The organism is Pseudomonas sp. 1121_17 (assembly GCF_052850745.1).
Genome location: NZ_VXCX01000016.1, coordinates 1 through 26408 on the forward strand (window position 1 = coordinate 1; position 26408 = coordinate 26408).

Sequence of the window (26408 nt, forward strand, 5' to 3'; positions counted from 1 at the left end):
AGAGTTCTGCGTGATGGCGCGAGGCTCGGCCGACACCAGCACCTCTGCAACGCCTGTTTCAGCGATAAACAGTGCGTATGCCACTCAACCGTCACAAAGCTGTAACAAGAGTGCTGCAATGTGTGCGGGCCATCACACGGAGCGCCTTTTCCATGATACGCCTGATGAAGTCTGCTGCACTTGCCGTTGCGGTATCTCTTAGCGCCACTTCGGCAACCTTCGCCGCAGAAAACGTGCGCCTGACCGGTTCCGGCGCCAGTTTCCCAGCACCGATCTACCTGACCTGGTTCAAGGATTTCAGCAAGAACACTGCTGGCGTCACCGTTGACTACCAATCCAAGGGGAGCGGGGCAGGGGTTCAGGACTTCCTGAACAAGACCGTCGACTTCGCCGCCAGTGACTCGGCGATGAAAGACGAAGACATCGCCAAGGTCGGCGAAGGCGTACAAATGCTGCCAATGACCGCCGGCGAAATCGTTCTGGCCTACAACCTGCCAGGCAATCCCAAGGGGCTGAAACTGTCGCGTGAAGTGTATTCGAACATCTTCCTCGGCAAGGTCACCCAGTGGAACGACCCACAGATCGTTGCCGCCAACCCCGATCTGAAGCTGCCTGCCACGCCGATCACCGTAGTTGTTCGTGCTGACTCCAGCGGTACCACCGCGGTGTTCACCAAACACCTGTCGGCAATCAACCCTGCGTTCAAAGAAGCACTGGGTGAAGGCAATACCGTCAACTGGCCAGCCACTGACAAGTTCATCAAGTCGCCGAAAAACGACGGTGTAACCGCTACTGTTCGCCAGACCCCAGGCGCCATTGGCTACATCGAATACGGCTTCGCCAAGCTGGCCAAGGTCGACTTCGCCCAGCTGGAAAACAAAGCCGGCAAATACGTCGTGCCTAACGCCGAGAGCGGTGCCGAAGCGTTGGCTGCGGTGAAAATGCCGGAAAGCCTGGTCGCTTGGCTTCCTGATCCGGACGGTGCCAAGTCGTACCCGATCACTTCCTACACCTGGATGCTGTTCCGCAAGGACAACGGCAACCCGGCCAAGGCCAAGGCGATGCGTGAAATGGTCGAGTACAGCCTGACCAAGGGCCAGCAGATCGCCGACTCGATGGGCTACATCCCGCTGCCGCCGTCGGTTGTAGAGCAAGTACGCAAAGCCTCTGCAAACATCCAGTAACACTGCCAGGTCGCTGCGGACTGAGCCTTCAGCCCGCAGCGTTTGCTCCCTGTCCCGGAACTCGCCAATGAACACACCTTTTGCCATACCGGATAACCCCGACTCGGCGTGCCGGCCACCGTCCACCAAGGATTTTCTGGTTGACCGCGCCTTCCGCGCGCTCGCCCGCATCGGCGTGGTGCTGATCCTGGCGCTGGTGGTTGCGCTGGTTTTCGAAGTCGGCCGCAAGGCACTGCCCGGTATGGAGAAGCACGGTTTCGACGTGCTGTTCGGCACCGTCTGGGATGTCAACCAAGGCAAGTACGGCATTCTTCCCGCTATTTGGGGCACGCTTTACAGCGCCCTGATCGCCTTGCTGATCGCAGGCTTTTTCGGCGTCAGCATGGCCATTTTCCTGACCCAGGACTTCCTCCCTGCAAAGCTAGCAGCGGTGTTTCGTACCATCGTCGAGCTGCTCGCCGCGATCCCCAGCGTCGTTTACGGCCTGTGGGGCATCTACGTGGTGATCCCGGCGATCCGTCCGTTGACCGCGTGGCTGAACAGCGAACTGGGCTGGATCCCCTTTTTCGGCTCGTCCCTGAGCGGCCCAGGCTTGCTGCCTGCGGCGCTGGTACTGGCCATCATGATTCTGCCAACCATTGCCGCTGTGTCCCAGGACGCCCTGACCAGCGTGCCGATGAAAACCAAGCAGGCCGCCTACGGCATGGGTACCACCCACTGGGAGGCCATCCTCAAGGTGATGGTGCCAGCCGCTGCAACCGGCATCTTTGGCTCGCTGGTGCTTGGTCTGGGCCGCGCTCTGGGTGAAACCATGGCTTTGGCGATGTTGGTGGGCAACGCCAACACCATCACCCTGTCGCTGTTCGCCCCGGCCAACACCCTGGCCGCCTTGCTCGCGCTGAACTTCCCGGAAGCCGGGCCGAACGAGGTCGAGGTGCTGATGTACGCCGCACTGGTGCTGATGTTCATCACCCTGCTGGTGAACGTGCTCGGCTCGATGATCATGCTTTACGCGCAACGGGGTAACAAATAATGACTGACCTCTCGTCGCCAACAGCTGCAGTGCCAAGCCTGCAGCGCCGGTTCGAAGGGCGCGCCCTGCGTAGCTTGAGCCTGACCACGCTGGTCTGGTGCACGGCGTTTCTGGCCAGCGTGCCGCTGATTTCCGTGCTGTACATGCTGATCATGCGCGGCGGTGCTCGTTTGAGCCTGGAAGTGTTCACCGAACTGCCACCGACCGGTTTCGAAATGGGTGGCGGTTTCGGTAACGCCATGGCTGGTACCTTCGTCATGGTCGGCATCGCTGCCGCCATCGCCGTTCCGGTTGGCATTCTGGCCGCCGTGTTTCTTGCCGAACTGGGCCCTGAGAGCAAGCTGGCAAACGCCTCGCGCTTCGCCGCACGGATGCTCACCGGCCTGCCTTCGATCCTGGCCGGGGTGTTTGCCTATGCGCTGGTGGTCATGACTACTGGCACCTATTCGGCACCGGCCGGTGGCGTGGCGCTGGCGGTGTTGATGCTGCCGATCGTGGTGCTGACCGCTGAAGAAGCCATGAAAATGGTGCCCAAGATCATGAAAGACGCCGCCTACGGCATGGGCTGCACCCGCGCCCAGGTGATCTGGAAGATCGTGCTGCCCACCGGCCTGCCGGCGATCCTCACCGGCGTTATGCTGGCGGTTGCCCGCGCTGCCGGCGAGACCGCACCGCTGCTGTTCACGGCGCTGTTCAGCAACTACTGGATCTACCATGACGGCAGCCTGGCCGTGATGAACCCGACGGCATCGCTTGCCGTACTTATCTACAACTTCTCCGGCATGCCCTTCGACAATCAGCTCGAACTGGCATGGGCCGCCTCGTTGGTATTGGTGATGATCGTGCTGGTAGTCAATGTCGTCAGCCGTATCTTCGGCAAGCCCAAGTACTGAACTCAGGAGCAACTGAATTGAACGTATCCACTGCGCGAAAAGCCGCTCCGTTTGTCAGCCAGGCACCCGTGGTAATGGACTGCAAACTGGACAAGATTTTCTACGGCAACTTCCTCGCTGTGCGCGACAGCCATGTGCCGATCGAGAAGAACAAGATCACCGGTTTCATCGGCCCGTCTGGCTGCGGCAAGAGTACTGTGCTGCGTAGCCTCAACCGCATGAATGATCTGGTCAAAGGCTTCCGCTTCGAAGGCCATGTGCACTTCCTCGGCCAGGATGTGTATGGCAAGGGCGTCGACCCGGTCGTCGTGCGTCGGTATATCGGCATGGTGTTCCAGCAGCCCAACCCGTTCTCGATGAGCATCTTCGACAATGTGGCGTTTGGTCTGCGCCTGAACCGTTACAAGGGTGACCTCGGCGATCGCGTCAAGCACGCGCTGCAGGGCGCTGCACTGTGGGACGAGGTCAAGGACAAGCTAAAGGCCAGCGGCCTGTCGCTGTCCGGTGGCCAGCAACAACGGCTGTGCATTGCCCGTGCCATTGCCACCGAGCCTGAAGTGCTGTTGCTGGATGAACCATGCTCGGCGCTGGACCCTATTGCTACCCGCCGGGTGGAAGAGTTGATGGTCGAGCTGAAGAAGGACTACACCATCGCCCTGGTGACCCACAACATGCAGCAGGCGATCCGTGTTGCTGATACCACGGCGTTCTTCTCGGTGGACATTTCCCAAGGCACACGCACTGGTTATCTGGTCGAGATGGGGCCGACCACGCAGATCTTCGAAAGCCCGCGTGAGCAGCTGACCAATGACTACATCAGCGGCAAGTTCAGTTGATTCGAGCCAGTTTCAGCGCTGTCGCCTTTGTTAAATTGTTTCTCGGGATTGCCAATGTCTGCAACACGTCGTCTTGATCTACGCGCTATAGAGCGCGCACTGCGGGAGGTGCAGAGCCGCTTCGGCGAGCTCAGCCAGCACTTCACCGAGCAGCGCGATCCGTTCACCGACGAGGTGCTGCAGAATGTGCTGGAAGGCTATGCCCTGGTAGACGATTATGTTGCCCGCGGCATCGACCTGTTCGACCTGCAGCAGCTGAACCTGATGCTCGAGATCAACGCCACCGTGCTCTGTGGCCGCGACCCGGCACGGCGGGTGGAGTTCGCTCAGCACCTGGCTGCAACTGAAGAACACTTCTTCAACAACGTCGAAGGCGGCATCAAGGATTTGTACAACTGGTACTGCTCGTACCACAGCGATTCGGTGTGGAAGCGCGCAGCCGGTGTGTATGTGCGCATCCTCAGCAAGCCGCAGCTGTTTATCGAAGGTAACAACCGCACGGGCTCGCTCCTGGTCAGTTACCTGTTGATGCGCGAAGGGCTGCCGCCGTTTGTGCTGACGCTGGACAACGCCGAGGGTTATTTCAACCCGTCCTCGGTCATCCGCAACTCCGCCAAACACGGTGTCAAAGCCTTGTACGAATTGCCCAAGATCAAAAAGAAGTACGCCGCCTTCCTCGAGGCGAAAGCACCGGCCGCTACGGTGTTCTTCCTCAATACGCCGCCTGCGCGCCGTTATCAGGGGACTCACCGATGAGCCGCTCGCCAGTGCTGCAAAAGTGCCAGGCCGGCATTGCTCGTGGCTGGCAAGCGGCAACGCGCCTGCTGGGCCGCCCACAGGTTCGTATTTCGTTTGATATCGACGACACCTTGGCCTGCCACCACCACAATTGCCCGGCCGAGAGCAGCAAGCTGCCAGGGTTCATACATGACTGGCTGGGTGAACCGCTGCGCGCTGGTACTCGTGAGCTGATTCGCGACCTGCGCCGGCAGAATTGCAGCGTTTGGATCTACACCTCGTCCGGCCGCACCCCGGCCTACATCAAACGCTGGCTGCTGCTCTATGGCATCCGCGTCGACGGCGTGGTCAACAATGACCGGCATTTGCACATGATGGCCGAGCATGGGCTGTCACGGCCGCCGTCCAAGCATCCGGGCCTGTTCGACATAGATCTGCATGTGGATGATTCTGACGGGGTTCGGGCTGAGGGTATCGATCACGGTTTCCGCGTCGTGGTCGTCTCTGCGCAGGATGACAACTGGACGCAGAAGGTCTTGGATGCCACTGCCAAGGTGCATGCGCAGCTAGCTTGGCATCAACCGCAGCGCTACGGCCAGCTGACTCGCCAAAGTGTGGCGCCGCAGTGGTCCGCAAATCAGTCGCTTGGCCAGTAGGTTGTCGAAGCTGGCCGTGTATCTGCGCGGAGCCGGCGCGGTAGCAGCCATCGAAAGAGCATCCTGTTCCGTATGCGGAGGATAAAGCGCAGCGACGGTTGCCTGCGAGTGATCGGCACCGCTCAGGCAGTCATGCCTGGAACTTGTTGGGCAACCACAACGCTATCTGTGGAAAAAGCACCAACAGCGCAATTAGTACCAGCAGGGCAAGGCAGAATGGTAGTGCACCGTATATCACGTCGATGAATTTGCCCCGCCCGCGGATACTCTGCACCACGAACAGGTTCATGCCGAACGGCGGAGTGATCTGGCCCATTTCGCACAGGACGATCAGCACGACGCCAAACCACAAGGGATCGAAGCCGAGGCTGACAACGATGGGCACGATCAGAGGGGCGGTGGTGATCAGCATCGCCAGCGTGTCCATGAAACAGCCCAGGACGACATAGAACAGAACGATCGCTATCAGCGTAGCCGTGGGCGAAAGCTGCAACTCGGTGACGAAATTCACCAGTGTGGTGGTCAGCCCGATCGAGGCCAGCACAAAGTTGAGAAAGAACGCCGACAAGGTGATGAAGATGATCATGCCAGTGGTGCGCAGGGTCGCTTCGAACGCCTGGCCCAGGCTCTCCCAGGTCAATGCCCTGCGCCAGAGACCCAGCCCCAGCGCGCTGAGTACGCCAAGTGCGGCAGACTCGCTGGCAGTGGCGAAGCCACTGTAGATAGAGCCGATCACCAACGTAAAGATAGCCAATGGAGGCAGCAGGTCAGGGATGCACGCCAGGCGTTCGGCCCAGGCAGTGTGTTCCTTGCGCCCACCCAGTTGCGGGCGCACCAGGCAAGCACTGACGATCAGAGCGACGAACAACAGGCTGAGGATGATGCTTGGGATGGTTGCGGCCAGATACAGCCTGGGCACCGAGACGTTGGCGATCAAAGCGAACAGGATCATGTTGATCGACGGCGGGATGAGAATGCCCAGCGTGCCGCCGGCGGCGATCGAACCCAGAAACAGCGGCGCGTTATAGCCTTTGCGCTCCTGCTCGGGAATTGCCAGGGTAGAGATGGTGGCGGCGGTCGCCACGCTGGAGCCGCTGGTGGTGGCAAACAGGGCACTGGCACCGATGTTAGCGTTCATCAAGCCGCCTGGCAGCCACGACAGCCATTTCTCGACTGCCTGGTACATACGCCCGGCCACGCCTGAGCAAACCAGCAGCTCGCCCATCAGGATGTACAGCGGGATAGCGACCAGCAGGAACTCGGTGCTGGTGTTCCAGGCGATCTCGCCCATCGCACTGCTCAGTGGCAGGCCTGAAAACAACTGCGACAGCGACATGCCGAGCAGGCCTACGCTGACGGCTGCAGCAACGCTCAGCGCCAGCAGGGCGAGCAACAGCAAGAGAGTGAGGCTCAGCATTGCGTCTGCTCCTTGGCCGGGTTACCTATGGTGTGAAGCTCTTTCTCGATTTCCTGTTCAATGGTGTTGATGCCGATCAGCGTGCTGACGGCCTGCCAGCGCCCGCGCAAGAGGTGGCCGAGGCAGGTGATCATCAAACTGAGCAGGGCTAGAGCGAAAAATGCATAGCCGGCAAACCACAGCGTCTGCGGTATCCATTGCGGCACCTGCAGTGGCGTGTTGGATACCGAGTTGTAGTCGATCGAATCCCCCAACACGCTCCAGGCGTGGTAAACCAGCGCACTGACCATCAGGCCCATGCAAGTCAAGGCGAACAGGTCGAGCATCACGCGGGGTTTGAGGCCAAGGCGGGCATAGACGATGTCGACGCGGATGTGCGAACGCTTGAGCAAGGTCACCGGAAATGCCCACGCGCTGGTAATCGCCAGCACGTAGGCGGCAATCTCGTCGGCACCGCCCACTGATACGCCCAGAGTTTTGCGCAAGATCAAGTCGATACTGATCAGCAGGGCGCATCCGAGCAGGGCGAATCCTCCGACCCAGCTGCTCACCTTGGCCATGGCGTTGATCGCCGTCATGCTGGTACAGGCTGTCTTCATGGCGGTGAACTCCGAGGAAAGTGCTTCATGGGGTCAGGCGCATGCTGATGGCGTTGCCGACAGTGGCGTTCCAGCGCTCGACGCAGGCTACGCCGCAGCGCTTGCCCCAGTCGTTGGCAATCTGCAGTGCAGCCTGGCGCAGGGTCTTCAACTCCTGTGGGTCTGGAGCCGTGACCGTCATGTGGGCGGGTTGATGGATCTGGCAGTCTGCTCTGCCCAGATTGCAGGCCAGGGCATAGCGATTCTCTCGGGCGGTCGCCTGCCACAAGGCGTCCTCCAGCACCTGGGCCTGAGTCTGCAGCAGTTGCTGCACGTCGGGTGGCAGGCGCTGCCAGCGCTTGAGGCCGATGCCATAGAAGCCGATCGACCAGTCCACCGGCAAGTCATACAGGTATTCGGCGACGTCGTACCATTTGGCGGCATTGCCCGAGCCAATACCGGTGATAGCACAGTCGATGACGCCGGTCTGCAGCGCGCTTACCACTTCGGCAAAAGGCAGGGTCACCGGCGCTGCGCCGATGGCCTTGACCAGTTCGGCCATATTGCGCCCGCGTGTGCGAACCTTGCGGCCCTTGAGGTCGGCCAGTGTCTGCACAGGTGCCCGGCAGAAGAACACCTGCGCGGTATAGGGCACGGTGGCCAGCAACTTGATACCGTGGCGCTCGGCCAGGCGCTGCTGCAGCACCGGCTTGTAGGCGTTGGCAATGATACGCGCGCTATCTACGTCGGCGGCCATGCCTGGCAGGTCGATGCCTTCGAAGCTGGCGTCATCACCGGCAACGAAGGCGAACACCGCCATGCCTATATCCACTGCGCCAAAGCGCATGAGACGAATGATCTCCGGGCCTTTCAGGCCGCTTTCGGACAGCCCCAACAGTTGTGCGGTGACTTTGCCATTGGATTGTTGTGGCAGCGTGGTGTTCCAGAATGGCTGCTCGACCGCGCGGAACGTGTAGTTGTGGCTGCCGCCGCCGACCACATTAAAGCGCATCTCGGGGTAGTCCTGGGCAGTTGCCAGCGGGCTTGTCAACACGGCGCCGAGCGCCAGCGGTCTTAGCAGCGAGCTGAGTTTCACGGTAGTCCTCTTGTTTTTGTTCGGGAGCTACGTCAACGCGGCGCCGGGGTCATTCGCGGGGGCGGGATGCCGCGTCGATGGTTGCCCGTGACCCGACAATATCCGGGAACTTCTCGCCTTTGGCCAGGCGCGCCAGGGTGTGCTTTTCGTTGCGCTGAAAATCGATCGCCCGCCGTGCGAGCGCGACCATTTGATCTGGCGGCAGGAAAACGATCCCGTTTTCATCCGCCACCACAGCATCGCCGGGGCGCACAACGACTCCGCCGCACTGGATGGCAGTGCAGAATTCGCCTTCCTGGCCCACCACTCGGGTGGTGATCGCGCTGGCGCCGCGTGACCACACCGGTACGCCATGCTCGCGCAATTCACCCAGATCAGTGACATAGCCGTCGACGATGATACCGGCCACACCGGCCTGCTGGGCGGCATACGCCATGGCGCCACCCAGCGCTGCCGTAATCGACTCGCCGCAGCGGTCCACCACCAGGAAGTCGCCGGGGCGCACACAGCCCATTGCGTAGTGAAGGATGCCACCATCGTTGCCGGGCATGCGCACTGTCACCGCAGTGCCGACGGCGCGAACATTCTGCAAGTGCGCCTTGATCTCTGGGCGAGGGATACCGTGGGTGATGAAGTGGCCGATCGTTGCCGGCTCGGCGTCGATCAATACCTCGAGTATGTCTGGATCGACCTGGGCGGGCAGTGCATGAATTAGATACATAGTGGGTTCTTGTTATGGCGGATGCATTTTCAAAAGGTTTCGGTCATCCTAACAATCACGTTGTGCGCTCGATAATAAAAATCCGTAAGCAGTCCCTGGAGCAGTTTTTATCATGCGTATCACACTGATGCAGATCGAGGCATTTTATTGGACCGCGCGTTTGGGCGGCGTTCATGCAGCGTCCCGGCATCTTCACCTGACCCAGCCGGCCGTGTCGGCACGCATCAAGGAAATGGAGTCGCTGCTCAGCGTCAAACTGTTTGACCGCAACAAGCAACGCATGACCCTGACCGCCGACGGGCATACGGCGTTGCGTCACGCTGAACTGGTGTTGAACAACAGCGCGCAACTTGAACAGTTCGCTGCACAGCAGAAAACACACCGGCGTTTGCGCCTGGGCGCCGACGAGTGTTCAGCCATGGTCGGGCTGACAGCGGTGATCAGTGAAATAAAACTGCACTTCCCGGAAATCACCCTGGAAATCAGCATCGATGTGGGCGCTGCCCTTAATCGAAAGCTGAATGATCATGAACTCGATATTGCGCTGTTGACCAATCCCTCGACGCGTGAAGACGTTACCGACGTGTTCCTCGGCTGGATGAACTTTCAATGGGTTGCCGCGCGGCACCTCGATATCGCCGATGGGCCGTTTCTGGCTCAGCACGCGCGGCAATATTCAATCGTGACCCACAGTGCACCGTCGACGTTGTATTCGGTGGTGGATCGTTGGCTGAAAGAAGGTGGCGCTGTGAGCCATGCCTTTCATTCGAGCAACTCGCTGGCCTTTATCGCCAAGATGGTCTCGGCCGGGCACGCCATCGGTATTCTGCCGGTGCCGCTGATCCGCGACATGCTCGCCGTAGACATGTTGAAAACCTTGCCGTGCGACCCGGTTATCCCGCCTGCAAAGTTCTGCCTGTCGTACCTGACCGAGCGACCGGACATGCAGTTGGGCGAACTTGTTTCAATCATTCGGGCGACCTTGGTCAAACAGAATTTTCTGCTCGATTGATCATGCAGAGGCACTGCCGACCTGGGCTTGCCCAGGCCGGCGATGCGCTCAGACGAGCGCTTGTTTCACTTGCGCAATGCGCTGCCCAGCCTGGTTGAGCCAGGACAGGTCACTGCCCATCAACAGCATGTCGCTACCCATGGCTACCAGCCGCCGGGCGCTTTCCTGGTCCGCTGGGGCGCACGGCACCATCACCTGGATACCACGGGCGTGGCATTTTTCGATGAGCAGCTCAAGGCGCTCCAGCACCTCGGGGTTGCCCAGCCGATAGTCGACCGGCAGTCGGCGTGACAACGAGTAGTCCGCTGGCCCGAAATGCACGGCGTCGATACCCTGTACATCCAGAATCTCATCGATGTTGTCGAAGAACTCATAGCTTTCGGCCATCGGTACAATCACGCTGCGAGCGTTTTCTGCCTCCGTGTAGTGCGCCCAGTCAAACCCCGGTCCGGCGAAACCTGCCGAGCGTACGGAGCTGTCGCCGCCACGGCGACCCAGCGGTGGAAATTTACTGAACTGGATGATCTGGCGCATCTGCGTGGCTGTATGTACCTGCGGTACGATCACTCCCGATGCACCCATTTCCAAGGCCTTGCGGATGTCCCACTCAAGCGTGCCGCGGACCCGTACCAGGCTGGGGATAGCCGCGCAGCGGGCTGCCAGCAGCAGCTTTTCCATGTCTCGATCCACCCCCAGGGCGGTGTGTTCGGCATCGATGAAGACAAAGTCCAGTCCCCAGTTGCCGGCCACTTCGATGGCCATGCAAGCGGTGCTGTAGATATTCATGCCAAAGGTAGTGCCACGCGCCATGCGCGCCGTCAGCGACGTCGGTGCAGTGTTATGGTTCATACTTGATTTCGCCTGGTTCAGATGCGATAGGTTGCGGGTAAACGGTCACGGAACGGGTGCACTTCGAACACGCCGGGATCGCGAATCAGCGACTTGTTGCGTGCTTTGGCCAGGTCGATGTCAACACTGTAGACGCCGTCTTCGAGCCCAGCGCGGACCAAGGTCTTGCCGGACGGTTCGATGATGTGGCTGGTGCCGATGAACTGCATGCCTTCATCCATGTCGTTGCGGTTCGGGGCGACGAAATAGACCATGTTCTCGGCAGCACGCACGGTGCTGAAGATGTCCGGCAACATGCGCGCCTGCTCCGGCCAGGCGGCCGGCAGCACGACGATGTCGGCGCCTTCGAGAGCCAGCGTGCGCACGACCTCGGGGAAGCGAATTTCATAGCAGATAGCTAGGCCGATCCGACCTATCTCGGTGTCGAACACCGGTGGTGTCCACTCGCTGGGGCGATCGGTGAAGCGATCGCCGATCATGAATGGCAGGTGGCGTTTACGGTGCAGGCCGATGATCCCTTGACGGCCGATCAAGGCGGCGGTGTTGAACACCTGATCGGCATGTCGCTCGTAGAAACCTACCACGATAAGGATGCCGCTTTCGGCCGATACCTCCAGCAGCGGTGCCAGCGCATCGAGCGTGATGGCACCACGCTCGAGGTCCTCGCGGCTGTCGAAGGCCCCGCCGGTGACAAGGCATTCGGCAAACGCGATCAGGCGTGAGCCTTCGGCAGCCGTCTGGCGTGCCAATGCGGCGATTCTCTCAAGAGTCTGTACCGGATTGCCGGCCACTGGGTGAATCTGCGCGACAGAGATTTTCATACTGTTCCTTATGGCAAATGATGTGCGCCGCCGAGTGCGGCGCGGAGGGATTCACTGCGCCTGATAGCCCATAGCCTGGTAGACCTTGCTCACCAGTTCGGGATTGATTTGTGCTGCGTACTTGTCGACCACGGGACGAATCTTCGTCTGGATGCGTGCTATTTCAGCGGGCGGCAGGTCGTTGACCTGCATGCCGCTGCTGCGTAATTCGGCGATAGCCTTGATGTCTGCCTCGCGGGAGATCCTGCGTTGCTCCAGGCGCACTTCCTGAGCGACCTCGCCGAGCAGCTGCTGCTCGTCGGGATTCAAGGTGTCCCAGAAGGTCTTGCTGATGAGCACAATCTGCGGGTTGTAGTTGTGTCGGGTAAGGCTCAGGTACTTCTGCACTTCGTTGAAGCGCGAAGCAAGGATCAGCGCTGCGGGGTTTTCCTGACCATCCACCGTGCCGGTTTCCAGCGCTGTATTGACCTCGGTGAAGGGCAGTGGCGTCGGGTTGGCACCCAACGCCCGCCATACATCGAGAAACAGCGGCGACTGCTGGGCGCGAATTTTCAGGCCGGCGATGTCCTCAAGTGTGCCGACCGGGCGGGTGTTGTTGGTCAGGTTGCGCACCCCCAGCTCCCAGAAAGCCAGGCCAACCAGATTGTTCTTGGGCAGTTGATCGGTAAGCATCTTGCCGACCTCGCCATCAAGCATGGCGTCGACCTTGGCGGTATCGGTGTAGAGGAAAGGGAAATCGAGAATGCCGAAATCAGTGACGTTATTGATCATCAAACCGGCATTCCAGGTCATCATCTCCACCACGCCGCCCTGCAACGACGACAGTACCTGCACATCGCCGCCGAGAACGCCGTTGGGGAATGTGCGGACCTTGATCTTGCCGTCGCTGCGCTCTGCTACCTTCTTTGCAAACAGTTCCATGCCGATCGCAGGAGGCGTGCCCTTGGGGCTGGTAGCGGCAAACTTGATGACCCGGGTGTTGTAATCGGCGGCCAGACTCAGGCTGCTGGACAACAGCAGCACGGCGATGAAGGCGAGCTTTTTCATATCGATACCTTTGTTGTAATTGGTTATCAGTGACTGAACCACTGGGCCGGGATGGTGACCAGTTCGGGGAAGATGACCAGCAGGAGCAGCACGATGATTTCTGCAATCAGGAACGGGAACGTGCCTTTGAGCAGCTCTTCGTAGCGCATTCGGCCGATGCCACAGACCACATTGAGTACCGTGCCTACCGGCGGGGTGATCAAACCGATCGAGCAATTGATCATGAACAGCACGCCGAAATAGATCGGGTCGATGTTCGCTGCTGTCACCACGGGCACCAGGATTGGCGCCAGCAGCAGGACAGTTGGCGTCAGGTCCATGACCATCGAGATCAGCAGAATCAGCAGCATCAGCACGACGATCAGCAGGCGCGGGTTATCCATGACGGGCTGGATCAGGTCGATGATTTGCCCAGGAATGTCAGCAATGGTGATCATCCACGCCGGAATCGAAGCGGCAGCGACCAGGAACATGACCGCTGCGGTGGTCTTGCCGGCGCGCAGCAGCAGCCCGTTGAGCGATTCAAGGCTGAGCTCGCGGTAGATGAAGGCGGACACCAGCAAGGCATAGACGCTGGCCACGGCGCCGGCTTCGGTCGGGGTGACCACGCCAAAACGCAGGCCAACCACGATGATCACCGGCAGCATCAACGCCCAGAAACTGTCGATCAGCGCTTTCAGACGCTCTTTGCCACTGGCCTTTGGGCTCAGCTCGACCTCGTTGTTACGCCGCGTCATCAACCACCAAGCAACGACCAGAGCGGCGGCGATCATCAGCCCTGGAGCGATACCGGCGAGGAACAGTTTGGTAATTGACAGGCCAGACGCGACGCCCATCACGACAAAACCAATACTCGGCGGGATGATCGAACCGAGCACCGAGACCGATGCGATCAGGCCACCGGAGCGATTACGGTTGTAGCCGGCGATGACCATCATTGGCAGCAGCAGGGCAGTCAGCGATGCGGCGTCGGCCAGCGCCGAGCCCGATAGGCTCGACAGCAGTACGCCGGCAAAGATAGCGACGTAGCCAAGCCCGCCGCGCAGATGCCCAACCAGCGTGATGGCCAATTTGATGATGCGCTTGGACAGGCCGCCGGTGTTCATCACCTCACCTGCAATGATGAACAGCGGAATGGCCAGCAGGGGAAAGCTGCCTGCTGAGTTGATGATGTTCTGCGCGATGATCTGGCCATCGAACAGGCCCAGCAACCACATCAGCGCTACGCCACAGAGAATCAACGCGTAGGCAATGGGCACACCGATCAGGATGGCGGCCATCAGCACGCCAACGAAAACAGACAGGGCCATTATTCGACTGCTCCATGCTCGGGAGAGGGGGACTGGTCTGAGACCGGCGTAGCGAGTGTGCCGGTTAGATTCCTGACCAATTGGATGCAGATCAGCACTGCGCTGCACACGGAAAACACCAGGCCTGCGCCGTAGAACAGCGCCATGGATACGCCCGTGGAGGGCGCACCGACGTGCAGGTTGATGATCGTCTGCTTCCAGCTACCGTCGAGGAACAACCAGGTGACGTACAGCATCAGTACCTGGGTCAGCGCCAGCAGGCACCGCGCCACCGGTGCCGAGACGCGACGGGTAAGGATGTCGACGCCGATGTGGCCATTTTCATGAAGCATCAACTGGGCGCCGGCGAAGACCAACCAGACGAACGCCAGCCGGGAAATTTCCTCGCTGAAGAACAAGCCCGAATTGAAGCCATAGCGCAGCACCACGTTGGTGAAGATCAGGCAGGTGATGCCGACCAGGCAGATCACCACCAGCGTCTTGAGCGCAATGAAGTAGCTATCGATAAGTGTTTTCATGGCGTCTCCTGGACTGTCATTGCCCAGGGGGCGCCCAGAGTGCCTGTAGCTAAAGTGCGGACAGCGAGGTCCACCGGTATCTGTGAGGGGGGCATGGGGTCACCTTTTTATTATTCGACATACGTTGTCGTATGACTGCCCCGATTGTTTCCGCAAATGCCACGTTCGTGCTGCCTCAAGATTCTTATCACCCAGATAAGAAATTGCGATCATTTTGCAGGGGCCCGGCGTGGGCACCCGCGAGATCAACACCCCTTACGCCTATCGGTTTCGAAAATCACAGGCTTCGTCTATAAGGCTCCTGTTATTATGCGTGGCTGCGCCGAACTATCATTGCTTGGCAGGTAAGCTAGCCTGAGAATTATTCTCGAGTTGGCGCAAGTCAGTGAAAGGAGGGGTATTGATGGAGGTCTGTTACGACCCTGAACGGATGACGCTGAGTTGCGCGCAATCTTCGACGACACTAGGTAGCAACGAAGGCGACATGTTGCTCGCCCTGCTCGAAGGTATAACAGAGAAAGAAACGCTGATCTCGCGGGTGTGGGGTGGGCGAGGGTTGGTCGTTTCTGACAGTAGCTATTACAAGACAGTGCACGCACTTCGCTCAAGCTTTGTTGAGATTGGCCTATCCCGTGACAGCTTGAAAACGTTACCTAAACGAGGGTTGGTGCTGCTGTGCGACATTGCACTGGTGTACACGGAAAATGTCCCTGTGCGCAAGGTGGCTGCTCAACTAGCGCGTGAGCAAGACCGAGTTGAAGAACTGACGGCTGGCGATGGGCGTGCTGTTGATGATCACAGTAAGCCGGCTCATTCGCATGCTCCCCTTGCCGAACCCAACAAGGGCTTGATGATTGACCCGCCTGCATCGCATGGCGGGGTGATAAGAAGAAACAGTCAGTTGTTGTTGCCTGTTCTGGTTGTCCTTGGCGCGTTGCTGCCACTGATTTATGCCTACCTCATATTTCATCAGCCGCCGGACCTGGAAGCATGGAAGCGTGTGTGGAAAGGTGAACATGCAACGCTCTACGCTGAACTCAGTGAAAATAGGTTGAAGGATGAGGTGTTGAAGGCAATGTCCGGGTTTGAGCCGCCGTTGCTGCTAAAAGACACCAACTATTATGTGCGCAAGCCTCTAAGTCAATTACTGGTAAGTTGTGTAAAGCCAGAGAGCCACGGGGAGGCACTGTGCGTAAACTATCTGCGCGTTGGCAAACAGTGATTGCGCTGGCCTCACTTTGCTCGATTGCGGTCTTCGGTGGTTTGATCGCCAGGTATGGCATCTCTGTCTATAGAGATATTCCGCGAGCGCCCTGTAGCGCCTCTATCGATTTCGTCCATGTAGAAGATGGCGTGGGCCTGTGGCGCGGGGTAGGGGACATGACGATTGATCCCAATGAAGGGGCAATCTATGCCTATTATCAGGTGACGTCCCCACAGGGCACCCACTATCTGTATGACCGACGTTTCGACCTGGTGATGACACACCTGGATACGTCCCGTTATCTGTTCAAGACGCGCGCTGTATCAACATTCGAAGGTGATACGGCTGGAGCGGATATTCCCTTCATGGCGCGTGGTTTTCAGGGCGGGGTAATGACATTCAATTTCTTCTCCGACTTTGAATACTACTTCAATGTGAATAACTTGATTGTCGGCGTGTGTCACGTGCCACGCTAGTGAGCGCCCCGGCTGACGCCGCTGGCTAGGCGGCTTGCAGTGCGCGGTAAGAGAAAGTAAGAGACCAGCATTCGAGCTGCTCGATGAGTAAGGTCAAGTAAGATTTAAGTAAAGCCCCTGCCGTTCAGGCCATGTATCGTGGCGTCCAAGTCAAGCAGGGTCTTCCATGACCCGTGCCTATAAAATCAATCTGAGCGCAGGCGTTAGCAGCTGCTGTCGCGTGCTATTACGTTTGTTGAAGTGGGCCGCAGTTCGAAATCAAGCGTTTGCGGGTTGACGAAAATCATGTGTGTGAATTGCGCATGTCTTTAGTAGGGCAGTCGGTGAGGGTCCAGTGTTTAAGGCTATTCTTTGCGGTGTGTTAGTTTTTTTGAGTGAATGCAATCTTTCTCTTGCGGATAACCTCAGGAGCTGCCAAGAGCAGAGAGACAATATTGTTTATGAAATGGATCAGGCAAAACGCTATGGCAACGTCCATAAGCAGCGCGGATTGGAATCGGCGTTGAGCCGAGTTGAACGTTACTGTCAAGACGATGAGCCCGACCAGCGCGTGGATCGATTGTCTCGTGCGCGCACGGATGTCCGCCGCAGAGAGGATCAACTAGAGGCGGCAATAGACTCCGGGTCGTCCCGCATGGTTGAAAAATACAAGAAGAAATTGGCGCAAGCGCGTGCAAGGCTGCGCGACCTGTCAGATGAATGAATGTAGCCGTTTTTCATAGGTTGAGGGTGGTGCTGAGTGGCAGTTGTAAAGTCTTTGATGTGTACGTATGCACTTGTGTTTTGCTCGCTGGTTGCGGGTTGTACTGCGAGCGATTGGGTAAATGTGGCGGGCGGCGTCATGCAGGGTCGGGACGACTATGGTAAATCCCAGCGAGCCACACGTTTGAAAAATGCTAATAACGTTGCCAAGCGAATGAAGGGGAATAATTGTGTTGGCCAATGTAAATAAACTGATTGTGTGCTGTGGTGTGTTGACTTTCATGATCTCAGGCTGTCAATCGACATCTGCGGTAACGACAATGTTCGCCTTCAGCGATACGCCGCTGGCACAGGCCACTGTTAAAACAGGGGTGACCCGCGAAGATATCTTGAAGGTAGCACAGCCCGAAAACAGAACCCGCCTCGCGAGTGGAGGCCTGTGCTTTGACTACACAATGCGTGGAAAAGGAAGAGTCTCACCTTATTATGTTGCTTTCACCACCAATGATCATGTCATGAACTACGGCTGGACAACCTGCGCCGCCGCCGATGCCCGGGGCAACCTGAGTTCTAACGAAGCGCTCAAATAACGGTTCTAATCTTCCTTTGCGAAGTCTCCACGTCTTTAGGTTCTTTTCATGCGCACGCTATGTCTTTCCCCCTTCTGTGGTCTTTTGCTGTTCTCGACTCAGGCGATGGCGATCAATGATTTCTGGGCCGAAACCCTGATTTCCAGTACCAGCACGGCAACTACCTACCTGACATCACGGGATAGAAAGCTGATAGGCACGGCTCAGGATGACGCAACCAGCTTCGTTGCAAGCGGCGGTGACGTCAAAGGGGTCTACCTTGAGGCAGCGATGGATAGGTTGCGCACGTCTTATCCGCAATTGCGTGCCAGTGACATGGACCTGGCGCAATACATACTGACCCGCGATCCTGCCCGATGATCCGCTCTGGATACCAATACGCGCGCTGATGCTTGCGCGTGCAGCGAAGAGAAATGACTTGGTATCGGACGCTATTGTTAAATAGAATCAATACCATTCATTGAAGTGCAGAGCCTCACCCCATGGTTGACGCCGTTACGCCACCCGATCAGCGCCTGAGCGTCCTGTACCGCGAGCATCGCAGCTGGCTGGAGAACTGGTTGCGCCACCGCGTCGGCAATAGCTGGGATGCGGCTGATCTGAGTCAGGATACCTTCCTGCGGGTACTCTCCAGCGCGCAAAAGCTCGAAGATTTACGCGAGCCACGGGCCTATCTGCTGACCGTGGGCAAGCGTCTGCTGAGCAACTTCTACAGCCGGCGTAGCCTGGAGGCGGCCTACCTCGAAGCGCTGGCGCAACTGCCTGAGGAGTGCGTACCGTCTCCAGAGCAGCGCTGGCTGCTGCTGGAAACGCTACAGGCGCTTGACGAACTGCTGGATGGCCTGCCACGGCTGGTGCGCCGGGCATTTCTCTGGAGCCAATTGCACGGCCTGGGCTATCGCGAGATCGCCGAGCGGCTCGACGTGTCGGAACGCACGGTCAAGCGCTATATGGCACAAGCCTACGAACACTGCTTGCTGGTGCAGCTTTGATACGCACGGCGCCCACCAGCGAGATGCAAGAGGTTGCCCGCGCAGCGGCGCGCTGGTTGGCGTTGCTGGAGTCAGGCACGGCCACCGAAGCAGATCACATTCGCCTCCAGCACTGGCGCAACAGCAGCGCCAACCATGAACACATCTGGCAGAAAGCGCAGCAACTGCGCCAGCGATTTGAAGCGCTGCCGCCGGCCTTGGCCATGGCTTCACTGGATCGTCCCGACCTTGCGCGCCGTGCCGCAATCAAGCGCGCATTGGGTATTGCCGCAGTCTTGCCAACCACCTGGTTGATCGCCCGGCAGGTGCCCGTGCAGGTGTGGCTGGCCGATGTGCACACCGCCATCGGCGAACAGAAAACCCTGCAACTGGCCGACGGCAACCTGCTGCAGTTGAACACCGACAGCGCGGTCAATGTCGACCTGAGTAAGCGTGAGCTGACCTTGGTGCGCGGTGAGATGGCACTCAGGGTGAATGACAGCGCTGGGCTGACCATTCACTTGCCGTACGGTCGGGTTGTGGTTGGCCGCAGTGATGTGTGCGTGCGCCTCAATGACCGCGACTGCCAGATCAAAGTCGCCAGCGGTGCAGCCCAATTACACCCGTTGCAGGGGCCGGCGCTGTTCTTGCGTGAAGGTGAGGAGGTCAGGTTGCGGCCTGGCGGGGCGGGTGAGGTCGGCCGCTTCGATGCTTCGCTGCCCGGATGGCGCGAGGGTGTGCTGATTGCCCAGAACCAGCCGCTGGGCGATTTCCTGCGCGAGCTGCGGCGCTTCCGCCCGGGGTTGTTGCGTTGGGCGCCTGAACTGGAAAACCTGCGGGTGATCGGCAGCTTTCGCGTGGACGATACCGACCGTGTGCTGTCTCTGCTGGCGGCGAGCCTGCCGCTCGAGGTGCAGTCACGCACCCGCTATTGGGTCACCTTGATGCCCCTAAACGCTCATGTGTAACAAAACTCAGGCGTAACCCATGTCCCTTTTTTTCGCCTCACCGGTCATTCCAGGTAAGTGAACTGAAAACGAGAGCTTGCCCCCATGTCCGTCGTGATGCCTTGCCGTTCAGGCCCCAGGTCTTTGTTGCGCGTAGGCCTGATGCTGAGCCTGAGCGCTACCCCAGTGTTCATCCCGGTCAGTTGGGCCGATAACGTTGACCGGCGCAGTTACGCAGTGTCAGCTGGTAGTCTGGGTGTCGCGCTGACCCGTTTTGCCACGCAATCAGGGGTGAGCCTGTCGGTGAGCCCTGCGTTGGTCAACGGGCGCTCCAGTGCCGGGCTTTCAGGCAGCTACAGCGTCGAGGAAGGCTTCGCCCAACTGCTCCAAGGCAGCGGATTACGGCTGCAGTCGACAGGCGCTGATGCGTACACCGTGGTGCCAGTAACAGAGGATGCCAGTACCCTGGAAATTGCGCCGACCACGATCAGCAGTGGGCACGTGGCCGATGACGGCGTGCCCTACGCCGGTGGCCAGGTCGCTCGCCGCAACTCGCAGGGCCTGCTTGGCTCGCGTGACTTCATGGACACGCCGTTCAGCATGACCACCTACACCAGCCAGACGGTGAAGAACCTGCAGGCGCGCACCCTCAATGACCTGGTCGCCAGCGACCCCTCGGTACGCGCGACCAACCCTGCAGGTGGCCGCTTCGAGCAGTTCACCATCCGTGGCCTGAGCCTGTTCAACAGCGACGTGTCCTACAACGGCCTGTACGGTGTATTGCCAACGTATTCCATCGACATGGAAATGGCCGACCGCGTCGATATCCTCAAAGGCCCCAGCCAACTGATCAATGGCATTTCGCCGCGCGGCAGCGTCGGCGGAGGCATCAACGTCGTGCCCAAGCGGGCAGGGGACAAACCGCTCACCGAGTTTACCGGTAGCTACGCCTCGGACAGCCAGGTGGGCGGCGCCGTGGATATCGCCCGCCGCTTCGGTGAGGGTGATCAGTTCGGCATGCGCTTCAACGCGGTCAAGCAGTCCGGTGACACCACCTGGGATCACCAGAGCGTCAACCGTGAAATGGCGGTGCTGGGCCTGGATTTTCGCGGTGAAAGGCTGCGCCTGTCCACCGACCTCGGCCACACCCAGCGCGACACCGACGCCCCGCAGGAGCGAGTGCTGATCGGTGCCGACGCCAAGGTGCCAGACGCAAAGGATGTACACCGCAACTACGCCCAGGCCTGGACCAAGGCGCGTACCGAGGACACCTTCGGCACAGTGAACGGCGAATATGACCTGAGCGATTCGCTGATGGCCTATGCCGCGTTCGGCGCGCGCGCGAGCAACCACGACTTTTTGCGCCACAACGTGCCGGTCAGCAATGACGCCGGCGATTTCAGTGTGCTGCCGCGCGATTTTACCCGCGACGAATCGGTGCGCACGGCAATGGCCGGACTGCGTAACTGGTTCACTACCGGCCCGGTCAGCCATGAGCTGAACCTGTCAGCCAGCTACTTCTACATGGACTTCACCAACGGCGGCGCACGCTATGCCGCAAGCCCCAGCAACCTGTATAACCCGGTCGCCATCCCGACACCCGGCACCCCGGCCCGCCCTGATGCCGAGGTGTACACCGAAAACCGGTTCACCGGTGTGGCGTTGGCCGATACCCTCGGCTTCTTTGACGACCGTGTATTGCTGACCCTGGGCGCGCGCTGGCAGCGGGTCGAAGTCGACGACTGGCGCAATGGCGCGAAAGGCCTCACCGGCTATGACGAGGAAAAGCTTTCGCCGTCGGGTGGTGTGGTGTTCAAGCTCAGCGAGCAGTTGTCGCTTTACGCCAGCTACATGGAAGGCCTGAGCCAGGGCAAGATTGCACCCTCGACCTCGCGCAATTCTGACGACATTTTCGCGCCCTTCATCAGCCGCCAGATCGAGGTAGGCGCCAAGTACGACCTCGGTACGTTCGGACTGACCGCCAGCGCCTTTCGCATCAAGCAACCTGCTTACGAAACCAACGCTGCCACGCGCGTGTTTGGCCCCAACGGCAAGCGTGAAAACAAGGGCATCGAGCTGAGTGTGTTCGGCGAGCCGCTCGAGGGCGTCCGCCTGCTCGGTGGCGTGATGTTCATCGACAGCGAGTTGACCGGCACGGTCGGCGGCATTGCCGACGGCAACCGCGCCCCGGCCACGCCTGAATACAACGTCAGCCTGGGCGCTGAATGGGACGTACCTGCGCTGCAAGGATTGACCCTGACCACGCGCGGCATTCACTCCAGCTCACAGTTCCTCGATCAGGCCAATAGCAAGAAAATCGACGGCTGGGAGCGCTTCGACCTCGGTGGGCGCTACGCCTTCAAGGTTTCGGACAAGGATGTGACGGTACGAGCAAGCGTCGAGAATGTGCTGGATGATCGCTCTTGGGTTTCGGCCGGGGCGTCGGATGACAGTGAGCCGGGTTTGAGCTTGTCGACGCCGCGGACGTATCTGGTTTCGGCGACTGTTGGGTTTTGATCGATAGGCTTGAAGGGCTGGCCCGGCACGGGAGTGTGGCGCCGGGCGGGTGTCCGTGACCGAGTCGTGGTCAGGTTGGTTTTCGTGCAGAACCTAGCCCGCAGGTACGAGAATCACGAAGTTCTTCTTCATGTCTTCCAGCACGGTCCATTTGCCCTTGGCGCCAGGTTCGATAATGAACGTGTCGCCAGCGGCCAATGTGACCGGGGCGCAGCCCTCAAGCTCGATGACGCAGCGGCCGCTCAGGACGTGGCAGAACTCCCAGACTTTGTAGGCGATGCGCCACGCGCCGATGCTGGCTTGCCATTCTCCGCAAATGCGACCTTGCTTTTCATCGTGATAGTACTTGGACGTCAGCGTGTGCGGGGTGCCTTCCAGGACTTCTTCGAAAAAGGGCAGGTCGAGGACCGGTTGGATATCCAGTTCGCGGAATACGGTGAGATTCTTGTTCATTGATTGTTCTCGGGCACGTTGTGGATAGGGCGATACATCAAATGGGCTTCACCGGTCACGCGCAGCATCGGGTGCGCAACGATCTGGCAGGTTTTAACGATTTGAAAACCGTGACGTTCGTAAAAGCGGCGGGCACCGTGGTTTTCTGCATAGTCGATCAGGCATAGCCCATCCAGCCCAGCCTCGTCAGCACGCTGCTGCGCGTGGCGGAGAAACTCGACGCCCAGCCCCTGGCTTCGCCATGCCTCATCCAGCGCCAGGCTAGAGATGTACAAGGTGTCGGGTATTTCCATGTCGGCATAAGGCGCGAGGACCGGGTCGGTCTCGGCAGGCGCGTCGTGGCTCGCGCGCAACGCATAGCTATGCATCATGCCGATGACGCGCCCGTTGGACGTGGCCATCAGGCAGTTCTTGTAGGAAAAGTCGCCTTGCTCCCGGGCATAGCGGGCCGCTCCGACACTCAGCAACGCTTCCCCTGGTGCGCCAAGCTTGCTCCAGATGTAATCGGCCATGCCCTCCGAAGTCAGTTGAAAGAAGCGCGCGATATCGTGCGCGTCCGAGGCGTGAGCGGGTCTGAAGTCGATAGACATGTGGGGTGCTTCCATGGGCTCGGGTGGTTAGTTTTGAAGGATTGCGCCTTAAACAGCGGGCAGGGTAGGCGAGTTGGACGCTACCCATCATGCTCTGGGCGAACACCGTCAGCACGACTTGCGACGTTGCGCTCATGCTCATGGTTGTCTGAGGAGTCCCTGTGCCTAGCTATTCTTGATCGGTCGCGCTGCCTTGCATTAGGCAGGTAAGGCCCCGCGCCGCAGCAAGTTGCTTGCTCAGCGCGCGGCGGTGCAGATCACCAGGTGAAGTTCACCGAGGTCAGCAGGGTGCGCTCGTCACCATAGCTGCAGGAGGTGAAGCTGCACTGTACGTAACGCTTGTCGGCCAGGTTGTTGGCATTGACGGTCACGGCCCAGTTGTCGTCGATCCGGTAGCGTGCCATGGCGTCGAACAGGGTATAGGCTGGGGTGGCCGAATCGACGCCCGAGGCCTGTGTTGTACCCATGTAACGGGCGCCGGCGCCCACAGTCAGTTGCGCAAGGCCCCAGTTGACGAAGTCATAGCTGGTCCACAGGGCTGCCTGGTGGTAGGGGGTCTCGTCGGTACGTTGACCCACTTCGGCGGCGATAGCGCTCTTGGTGGTGCGTGCATCGGTATAGGCGTAGGTAGCGATCATGCTGAGTGCCGAGGTGATATCCGCCTTGGCTTCCAGCTCCAGGCCGCGTGAGCGCACTTCGCCGGTCTGGCGGTACTCTTCGGTGGCTGGATCCTGCTTGAGTACATTGGTCTGAGTCAGCTCATAGACTGCTGCGCTTAGCAGCAGATTGCTGTCCTTGGGCTGATAGCGCACACCCACTTCGTACTGTTTGCCTTCGGTGGGATCAAATCTCTGGCCAGTGACTTGCGCAACGGAAACCGGGAAGAACGACTCGCTATAGCTAATGTAGGGCGCCAGGCCATTGTCCGCCAGGTAAACCAGGCCGGCGCGCCAAGTGGTGGCCTCGTCGCTCTGGCTGGCTTTGGCGCCATTGCGGTGCGCCTTCTGCTGCTGGTCGGCCCAGTCGTGGCGGCCACCCAACTGCAGCACCCACTTGTCGTCGAACTTGATCTGATTCTGGAAATAGACACCTTTTTGCAGCGTATCGAGCTGCGAGCCACGGTCTGTGGCGGGGTTTCTGTTGACCACTACGGGTTGACCATAGTTGTAGCGGCTCAAGTCCAGGCTGGGGGCTGACCCTCGGAAGTTATGCGAGTCGTAAGAGATATCGTAGCCGTCGAAACCGACCAGAGCAGTGTGCTCGACGCTGCCGAGCTGCCACTTGGATACGATGTTGGTATCGGTGGCCAAGGTCCGCGCACGCTCATGGCGATCGCTGTATTGCCGTGCAAGGATGCCGGTATTAGCGGCATTGCGGATAGCAGCCGCGGACGTCTGCGCTTGCAGGTATCTCCACTTCACATCGGACTCGGAATAACGCAGCTTGTGATTGACCGTGAAGTGCTCGTTGAAGTTGTGGCTGAACTCGTACCCCAGGGCCGACATCTCGCCGTTCATGTCGTCGTAGTCCGGCTCGCCGATAAAGTCGTGGCGACCGATAGTGAAAGCACCTTTGCCCACACCTTCGACCAACTGATAGGCCAGAGGCGCGGGGAAACGCGTGTCGGTCTTCTGGTAGAAGGACAGCAGAGTAAGTGATGTGTCTTCGTCAGGGCGCCAGGTCAGCGCCGGGGCGATGTAGAACCTGTCGTCGTTCAGATGATCCTGCTGGGTGTCGCTGTTGCGGCTAAGCAGGGTAAGGCGATAGCTGAGGGTGTCGCTACCGGCCAGTGGGCCGCTGAAATCGGCGGAGAGCTGCTTGCGGTCATTGGAGCCCGCCTGCAGATTCAGCTCATGCAGCGGCGCCTCGGTTGGGCGCTTGCTGACGCCGTTTACCATGCCACCGGGCGAGAGCTGGCCGTAGAGCACCGAGGCAGCGCCGCGAATGACCTCGACGCGCTCCAGGCCGTACGGTTCCTGAATGCCGTCGTAGGAGTTGGTCTGCAGACGCAGGCCGTCGCGCAGCGAGCCGCCGGTGGCGGATTCGACCGAGAAGCCGCGGATGCGGAAACGGTCTGCTGTGCGGTTGAAAGCGGTCGAGCTGGCGGTGAACCCAGGTGTATAGCTCAGCGCCTGGGCCATCGTTTCTGCCTGGCGGTCACGGATCTCGTCGCTGGTGACCACCGACAGCGACTGCGGCGTTTCGATGATCGGCGTGTCGGTCTTGGTCGCGCTCATGTTGCGTTTGGCGACGTAACCGAGCACATGCTCGGTGGGCCGTTCGAGGCTTTGCCCGGTAACATTGGTGGCGTCAATCTCCACGGGCGCGGGTCCCGGATTGGCCTCAGCGGCCTGCAGGCTGCCTGAGCAGAGGCTGGCCATGGCCAGTGCCAGTGCCGTAACGCTGAAGGCTGGGTGTCGGGCGGAACGTTCGGGGCTTGGGTGCGTAACTTGGCGCATGGCGAAGGAACATCCTTTGGTCTTCTAATTATGTTCGCGCGAAGCGGAGGACGATCTGTGGCCCTTCACGGCAGTGCGCGGTGGCAGTCAGCAGCAGCGCGCGAACTTTACATCTAAACAAGAAGTATTTGCACTAGCGCGATGATAATAGTTATTAATAGGTCATTACTGCAAGCTGTGGCCTTTATATGCTCCGAAGCTTGGATGCTGCCTGAAAGGAGATTGCCGGCCACGGCGTCGTGATCATTGATTACCTGATTGGGCCATGGCTGGACACATCAACGGGGTGCGCTGCATCGCTGGCGCCCTTGCTGCGCTATCAAGCAGCCACCACCCCTCGCACATCATTCCCAGCGATCAGGTGATCCTGGCAATTGGAACGTAACTCCCTTGCCACCAGCGGGATGTGCCGATAGTCCGAATAACCGGGATACGTCACGAACAGATTGGAGCCCATGCGGATTGTTTCGCGCACACCTGGGTGCAACTCTTGGATCACCCGGTCGGTGAAGCGCAGTTCCAACTCAGTGTGCCGTTGAATCTGCACGGTCTTGTAGGGCGTGTGTACGCCACTTTTCAGATTGTCTGCGTGGGTAATCGTGCCGTCCTCGAAACGTGACGCGACAACGCGGTTTCCGCGTGCGACCGCAGGATCAAAGCGTGATTGCGCCATGAACAGATAATTGTCGCCCGACTCGGCATAGATGTGCCTGGCCTCACGTTGTATATGTTCGATCACCGGATAAGCCGACCGATTGAGCCGGCATGACCAACCCATCGCAATCCTTCC

27 protein-coding genes and 1 pseudogene are annotated in these 26408 nt (G+C 59.4%); 15 read left to right on the forward strand and 13 right to left on the reverse strand.

Annotated features, from left to right (window positions below):
* The first annotated feature begins 152 nt into the window (after window positions 1-152).
* The 6 genes from pstS to FW789_RS22090 all read left to right on the forward strand — a co-directional run bounded on the left by pstS (window position 153) and on the right by FW789_RS22090 (window position 5340).
* Entirely contained in the window at window positions 153-1184 is a 1032-nt protein-coding gene (gene pstS, locus FW789_RS22065; protein WP_103437566.1) for a phosphate ABC transporter substrate-binding protein PstS, read from the forward strand.
* Window positions 1185-1251: 67 nt separating this feature from the next.
* Complete coding sequence (pstC, locus tag FW789_RS22070) at window positions 1252-2217, forward strand: phosphate ABC transporter permease subunit PstC (protein ID WP_101319855.1); 966 nt, start codon at window positions 1252-1254, stop codon at window positions 2215-2217.
* A complete protein-coding gene (pstA, locus tag FW789_RS22075) occupies window positions 2217-3110 on the forward strand; it encodes a phosphate ABC transporter permease PstA (protein WP_103437565.1) in 894 nt (297 codons plus the stop codon). The genes pstC and pstA overlap by 1 nt, the downstream gene beginning before the upstream one ends.
* A 74-nt stretch (window positions 3111-3184) precedes the next feature.
* Complete coding sequence (gene pstB / locus FW789_RS22080; RefSeq protein WP_217862385.1) at window positions 3185-3946, forward strand: phosphate ABC transporter ATP-binding protein PstB; 762 nt, start codon at window positions 3185-3187, stop codon at window positions 3944-3946.
* Window positions 3947-4000: 54 nt separating this feature from the next.
* On the forward strand, window positions 4001-4702 hold the full coding sequence (locus tag FW789_RS22085) for a hypothetical protein (RefSeq protein WP_103437564.1): 702 nt from the start codon (window positions 4001-4003) through the stop codon (window positions 4700-4702).
* Window positions 4699-5340 carry a hypothetical protein gene (locus FW789_RS22090; RefSeq protein ID WP_103437563.1) on the forward strand — a complete coding sequence of 214 codons (642 nt, stop codon included), beginning with the start codon at window positions 4699-4701 and terminating at the stop codon, window positions 5338-5340. The genes FW789_RS22085 and FW789_RS22090 overlap by 4 nt, the downstream gene beginning before the upstream one ends.
* Before the next feature lie 130 nt (window positions 5341-5470).
* On the opposite strand, the gene FW789_RS22095 is transcribed toward FW789_RS22090, so the two are convergent.
* The 4 genes from FW789_RS22095 to FW789_RS22110 are packed head-to-tail and all read right to left on the reverse strand — an operon-like array spanning window position 5471 to window position 9152.
* Complete coding sequence (locus FW789_RS22095; protein ID WP_411564725.1) at window positions 5471-6757, reverse strand: TRAP transporter large permease; 1287 nt, start codon at window positions 6755-6757, stop codon at window positions 5471-5473.
* The gene (locus FW789_RS22100) at window positions 6751-7356 is read right to left on the reverse strand and encodes a TRAP transporter small permease subunit (protein ID WP_207073506.1); all 606 of its coding nucleotides are present in this window, start codon (window positions 7354-7356) and stop codon (window positions 6751-6753) included. The genes FW789_RS22095 and FW789_RS22100 overlap by 7 nt, the downstream gene beginning before the upstream one ends.
* Before the next feature lie 25 nt (window positions 7357-7381).
* A complete protein-coding gene (locus FW789_RS22105; RefSeq protein ID WP_411564726.1) occupies window positions 7382-8431 on the reverse strand; it encodes a TRAP transporter substrate-binding protein in 1050 nt (349 codons plus the stop codon).
* Window positions 8432-8480: 49 nt separating this feature from the next.
* Window positions 8481-9152: an RraA family protein gene (locus tag FW789_RS22110; RefSeq protein ID WP_181107504.1), complete on the reverse strand. Its 672-nt coding sequence runs from the start codon at window positions 9150-9152 to the stop codon at window positions 8481-8483.
* Window positions 9153-9264: 112 nt separating this feature from the next.
* On the opposite strand from FW789_RS22110, the gene FW789_RS22115 reads away from it, so the two are divergent.
* Window positions 9265-10164, forward strand: coding sequence for a LysR family transcriptional regulator (locus FW789_RS22115; RefSeq protein ID WP_181107505.1), 900 nt, complete (start codon window positions 9265-9267; stop codon window positions 10162-10164).
* A 48-nt stretch (window positions 10165-10212) separates the two neighbouring features.
* Here FW789_RS22115 and FW789_RS22120 read toward each other — a convergent pair whose 3' ends face one another.
* From FW789_RS22120 to FW789_RS22140, 5 genes are read right to left on the reverse strand one after another with little or no spacing between them, the layout of a single operon-like run.
* Window positions 10213-11013, reverse strand: coding sequence for an HpcH/HpaI aldolase family protein (locus FW789_RS22120; protein WP_411563016.1), 801 nt, complete (start codon window positions 11011-11013; stop codon window positions 10213-10215).
* 17 nt (window positions 11014-11030) lie between these two features.
* A complete protein-coding gene (locus tag FW789_RS22125; RefSeq protein ID WP_181107507.1) occupies window positions 11031-11834 on the reverse strand; it encodes a carbon-nitrogen hydrolase family protein in 804 nt (267 codons plus the stop codon).
* A gap of 51 nt (window positions 11835-11885) precedes the next feature.
* Complete coding sequence (locus FW789_RS22130) at window positions 11886-12881, reverse strand: TRAP transporter substrate-binding protein (protein ID WP_446432046.1); 996 nt, start codon at window positions 12879-12881, stop codon at window positions 11886-11888.
* 26 nt (window positions 12882-12907) lie between these two features.
* Window positions 12908-14191 carry a TRAP transporter large permease subunit gene (locus tag FW789_RS22135; RefSeq protein WP_207073510.1) on the reverse strand — a complete coding sequence of 428 codons (1284 nt, stop codon included), beginning with the start codon at window positions 14189-14191 and terminating at the stop codon, window positions 12908-12910.
* The gene (locus FW789_RS22140; RefSeq protein ID WP_207073511.1) at window positions 14191-14709 is read right to left on the reverse strand and encodes a TRAP transporter small permease; all 519 of its coding nucleotides are present in this window, start codon (window positions 14707-14709) and stop codon (window positions 14191-14193) included. Before FW789_RS22140 ends, FW789_RS22135 begins: the two co-directional genes overlap by 1 nt.
* Before the next feature lie 484 nt (window positions 14710-15193).
* Here FW789_RS22140 and FW789_RS22145 point away from each other — a divergent pair, with 484 nt between their 5' ends.
* The 8 genes from FW789_RS22145 to FW789_RS22180 all read left to right on the forward strand — a co-directional run bounded on the left by FW789_RS22145 (window position 15194) and on the right by FW789_RS22180 (window position 22116).
* On the forward strand, window positions 15194-15931 hold the full coding sequence (locus FW789_RS22145) for a winged helix-turn-helix domain-containing protein (protein WP_446432047.1): 738 nt from the start codon (window positions 15194-15196) through the stop codon (window positions 15929-15931).
* Window positions 15898-16389 (forward strand): hypothetical protein, encoded by a 492-nt coding sequence (locus tag FW789_RS22150; protein ID WP_411563020.1) that lies wholly within the window; start codon window positions 15898-15900, stop codon window positions 16387-16389. Before FW789_RS22145 ends, FW789_RS22150 begins: the two co-directional genes overlap by 34 nt.
* Window positions 16390-16723: 334 nt before the next feature.
* Window positions 16724-17092 (forward strand): DUF1090 domain-containing protein, encoded by a 369-nt coding sequence (locus FW789_RS22155; RefSeq protein ID WP_446432048.1) that lies wholly within the window; start codon window positions 16724-16726, stop codon window positions 17090-17092.
* A gap of 229 nt (window positions 17093-17321) precedes the next feature.
* A complete protein-coding gene (locus tag FW789_RS22160) occupies window positions 17322-17681 on the forward strand; it encodes a hypothetical protein (protein WP_207073514.1) in 360 nt (119 codons plus the stop codon).
* A 48-nt stretch (window positions 17682-17729) separates the two neighbouring features.
* Entirely contained in the window at window positions 17730-18041 is a 312-nt protein-coding gene (locus tag FW789_RS22165; protein ID WP_207073515.1) for a DUF2388 domain-containing protein, read from the forward strand.
* Window positions 18042-18163: 122 nt separating this feature from the next.
* Window positions 18164-18673: a sigma-70 family RNA polymerase sigma factor gene (locus FW789_RS22170; protein WP_103437562.1), complete on the forward strand. Its 510-nt coding sequence runs from the start codon at window positions 18164-18166 to the stop codon at window positions 18671-18673.
* A gap of 23 nt (window positions 18674-18696) precedes the next feature.
* Window positions 18697-19620: a FecR domain-containing protein gene (locus FW789_RS22175; RefSeq protein ID WP_411564736.1), complete on the forward strand. Its 924-nt coding sequence runs from the start codon at window positions 18697-18699 to the stop codon at window positions 19618-19620.
* A gap of 84 nt (window positions 19621-19704) precedes the next feature.
* Window positions 19705-22116 (forward strand): TonB-dependent siderophore receptor, encoded by a 2412-nt coding sequence (locus tag FW789_RS22180; RefSeq protein WP_446432049.1) that lies wholly within the window; start codon window positions 19705-19707, stop codon window positions 22114-22116.
* Between the two features lie 93 nt (window positions 22117-22209).
* On the opposite strand, the gene FW789_RS22185 is transcribed toward FW789_RS22180, so the two are convergent.
* The 4 genes and pseudogenes from FW789_RS22185 to FW789_RS22200 all read right to left on the reverse strand — a co-directional run.
* Window positions 22210-22569, reverse strand: coding sequence for a cupin domain-containing protein (locus FW789_RS22185; RefSeq protein ID WP_103437559.1), 360 nt, complete (start codon window positions 22567-22569; stop codon window positions 22210-22212).
* The gene (locus FW789_RS22190) at window positions 22566-23159 is read right to left on the reverse strand and encodes an N-acetyltransferase family protein (protein WP_446432050.1); all 594 of its coding nucleotides are present in this window, start codon (window positions 23157-23159) and stop codon (window positions 22566-22568) included. Before FW789_RS22190 ends, FW789_RS22185 begins: the two co-directional genes overlap by 4 nt.
* Before the next feature lie 257 nt (window positions 23160-23416).
* Window positions 23417-25540 carry a TonB-dependent siderophore receptor gene (locus tag FW789_RS22195; protein ID WP_446432072.1) on the reverse strand — a complete coding sequence of 708 codons (2124 nt, stop codon included), beginning with the start codon at window positions 25538-25540 and terminating at the stop codon, window positions 23417-23419.
* A gap of 414 nt (window positions 25541-25954) precedes the next feature.
* A pseudogene (locus FW789_RS22200) lies at window positions 25955-26345 on the reverse strand (methyl-accepting chemotaxis protein); the annotation flags it as partial.
* Window positions 26346-26408: the final 63 nt, after the last annotated feature.

Coding starts and splice junctions, on each gene's coding strand:
- FW789_RS22115 (WP_181107505.1), top strand. CDS start 9,265: ATGCGTATCACACTGATGCAGATCGAGGCATTTTATTGGACCGCGCGT.
- FW789_RS22110 (WP_181107504.1), bottom strand. CDS start 9,152: ATGTATCTAATTCATGCACTGCCCGCCCAGGTCGATCCAGACATACTC.
- FW789_RS22170 (WP_103437562.1), top strand. CDS start 18,164: ATGGTTGACGCCGTTACGCCACCCGATCAGCGCCTGAGCGTCCTGTAC.
- pstC (WP_101319855.1), top strand. CDS start 1,252: ATGAACACACCTTTTGCCATACCGGATAACCCCGACTCGGCGTGCCGG.
- FW789_RS22135 (WP_207073510.1), bottom strand. CDS start 14,191: ATGGCCCTGTCTGTTTTCGTTGGCGTGCTGATGGCCGCCATCCTGATC.
- pstS (WP_103437566.1), top strand. CDS start 153: ATGATACGCCTGATGAAGTCTGCTGCACTTGCCGTTGCGGTATCTCTT.
- FW789_RS22100 (WP_207073506.1), bottom strand. CDS start 7,356: ATGAAGACAGCCTGTACCAGCATGACGGCGATCAACGCCATGGCCAAG.
- FW789_RS22130 (WP_446432046.1), bottom strand. CDS start 12,881: ATGAAAAAGCTCGCCTTCATCGCCGTGCTGCTGTTGTCCAGCAGCCTG.
- FW789_RS22195 (WP_446432072.1), bottom strand. CDS start 25,540: ATGGCCAGCCTCTGCTCAGGCAGCCTGCAGGCCGCTGAGGCCAATCCG.
- FW789_RS22085 (WP_103437564.1), top strand. CDS start 4,001: ATGTCTGCAACACGTCGTCTTGATCTACGCGCTATAGAGCGCGCACTG.
- FW789_RS22140 (WP_207073511.1), bottom strand. CDS start 14,709: ATGAAAACACTTATCGATAGCTACTTCATTGCGCTCAAGACGCTGGTG.
- FW789_RS22190 (WP_446432050.1), bottom strand. CDS start 23,159: ATGTCTATCGACTTCAGACCCGCTCACGCCTCGGACGCGCACGATATC.
- FW789_RS22175 (WP_411564736.1), top strand. CDS start 18,697: ATGCAAGAGGTTGCCCGCGCAGCGGCGCGCTGGTTGGCGTTGCTGGAG.
- FW789_RS22090 (WP_103437563.1), top strand. CDS start 4,699: ATGAGCCGCTCGCCAGTGCTGCAAAAGTGCCAGGCCGGCATTGCTCGT.
- FW789_RS22165 (WP_207073515.1), top strand. CDS start 17,730: ATGCGCACGCTATGTCTTTCCCCCTTCTGTGGTCTTTTGCTGTTCTCG.
- FW789_RS22180 (WP_446432049.1), top strand. CDS start 19,705: ATGTCCGTCGTGATGCCTTGCCGTTCAGGCCCCAGGTCTTTGTTGCGC.
- FW789_RS22185 (WP_103437559.1), bottom strand. CDS start 22,569: ATGAACAAGAATCTCACCGTATTCCGCGAACTGGATATCCAACCGGTC.
- FW789_RS22095 (WP_411564725.1), bottom strand. CDS start 6,757: ATGCTGAGCCTCACTCTCTTGCTGTTGCTCGCCCTGCTGGCGCTGAGC.
- FW789_RS22120 (WP_411563016.1), bottom strand. CDS start 11,013: ATGAACCATAACACTGCACCGACGTCGCTGACGGCGCGCATGGCGCGT.
- pstB (WP_217862385.1), top strand. CDS start 3,185: ATGGACTGCAAACTGGACAAGATTTTCTACGGCAACTTCCTCGCTGTG.
- FW789_RS22145 (WP_446432047.1), top strand. CDS start 15,194: ATGTTGCTCGCCCTGCTCGAAGGTATAACAGAGAAAGAAACGCTGATC.
- pstA (WP_103437565.1), top strand. CDS start 2,217: ATGACTGACCTCTCGTCGCCAACAGCTGCAGTGCCAAGCCTGCAGCGC.
- FW789_RS22125 (WP_181107507.1), bottom strand. CDS start 11,834: ATGAAAATCTCTGTCGCGCAGATTCACCCAGTGGCCGGCAATCCGGTA.